Genomic DNA, 1,739 nt, shown 5'->3' with positions numbered 1-1,739 from the left:
GTGATGCTCGCCGTCGGCGTGCTGGTGGGGGCGGTCCCGCTGCTGGGCTGAGCCGCTCGTTCGACGGGGGCCCGGATGCCATGGCATCCGGGTCCCCTTCGTCGGGCGAGCGACGCATTCGTGCTTGCATTGCGAGGCGAGTCGTGTAACGATACAGGCCGTCGCCGTTTGTATCGATAAACGGCGAGAAGCCATGGAGGCATTGTGAGCGCAGAGCAGCGCGGTCGGAGATTCTTCGCGGATCCCTCCCTCTCGCACTTCGAGGGCAGGTTCTTCCTGTATCCGACCACCGACGGCTCCCCCGAGTGGGCGGCATCCAGCTTCCGCGTCCTGTCCTCGACCGACCTCGCGCAGTGGGACGACGACGGCGTCATCCTGCGCCTCGGCGAAGACGTCGCGTGGGCCGATCGCTTCGCGTGGGCACCGTCGGCCGCCGAGCGCGACGGACGGTTCTTCTTCTACTTCACGGCCGACGACAACATCGGCGTCGCCAGCGCCCCCAGCCCGCGCGGCCCCTTCGTCGACTCGGGTCGCCCCCTCGTCGCCCGCGGCGCGTACCCGGGGCGCGCGATCGACCCCTCGGTGTTCGTCGACGACGACGGCACGGCGTACCTCGTCTGGGGAAACACCGTCGCCCACGTCGCCCGGCTGAGCGACGACATGCTGGCCATCGACCCCGAGACCGTGTCGTCGTGGGAGCACCCGACCTTCCGCGAGGCGGCGCACCTGCACCGCCGCGGCGACCGGTATTTCCTGACCTGGTCGGAGAACGACACCCGCGATCCGTCCTACCGCGTTCGTTGGGCCGACGGACCGGGGCCCCACGGCCCCTGGGAGGACCGCGGCGTCCTCCTCGAACAGCGACCGGATGCCGGCATCTACGCGACCGGCCACCACTCGATCCTGCGCCTCCCCGGCACCGACGAGTGGGTCATCGCCTATCACCGCTTCGCCGTGCCCGACGGCGACGGCTACCGGCGCGAGATCGTCATCGACCCGCTGCGCTACTCGGCGGTCGGCGATCTCGTTCCGGTGGAACCCGGCTCGCACGCCATCCGCTTGACCTCGTCCCTCGTACCCGAAACCCTCGACACCTGAGAAGAAAGAGAAAGCAATGATGCTCCCCACCCCGTCCTCGGTCGCGCGCCGTCGCACGACTCGGACCGCCGTCGCCCTGACCGTCGTCGGACTCGCCGCGGCCGCGCTGACCGGATGCTCCGGCAGCGCCGGAGGCGGCACCGATTCCCAGACCGTGACGTTCCTGTCCTGGGACACCCAGGACACGATGCAGCCCCTCATCGACCAGTTCGAGAAGGAGAACCCCGGGCTGACGGTGAACGCCTCCTACGCCCCGCCCGTCACGGACTACGTGCAGAAGCTCCAGACGCAGCTCGGCTCGAACACCGGCCCCGACGTGTTCATCATCACCGCCGAGAACAAGCACCAGCTCATGGACGGCGGCTTCGCGAAGGACCTCAGCGGCGAGTCCTGGATCTCGAACATCTCCGACGCCGCCCAGCAGACCTACAGCAGCAACGGCAAGGTCTACGGCGCCGCGATCGCGTCGTGGGGTGGCGGCATCCTGATCAACAAGGACATGCTCGCCAAAGTCGGGTACACCACGCCGCCAACCACGTGGGATCAGTTCCTCGACCTCGGCACGAAGCTGAAGGACTCCGGCGTCACCGCGTTCTACGAGGCCTCCGGACGCATCCCCGTAACGCTGTCCGCCCTCCTCG

At 68.6% G+C, this 1,739-nt stretch carries 2 protein-coding genes; both read left to right on the top strand.

Going from position 1 to position 1,739, the window contains the following annotated elements:
- The first annotated feature begins 204 nt into the window (after positions 1 to 204).
- The gene (locus I5G_RS19975) at positions 205 to 1,098 is read left to right on the top strand and encodes a family 43 glycosylhydrolase (protein ID WP_051038569.1); all 894 of its coding nucleotides are present in this window, start codon (positions 205 to 207) and stop codon (positions 1,096 to 1,098) included.
- A 16-nt stretch (positions 1,099 to 1,114) separates the two neighbouring features.
- Positions 1,115 to 1,739: ABC transporter substrate-binding protein (locus I5G_RS19970; protein WP_022877464.1), on the top strand; the 625-nt coding region annotated here is incomplete at its 3' end.

This window comes from Microbacterium sp. B19 (genome assembly GCF_000333395.1).
GTDB lineage: Bacteria > Actinomycetota > Actinomycetes > Actinomycetales > Microbacteriaceae > Microbacterium.
Note: the sequence above shows the minus strand (reverse complement) of the source record. Positions and strands in the feature narration are given on the sequence as shown.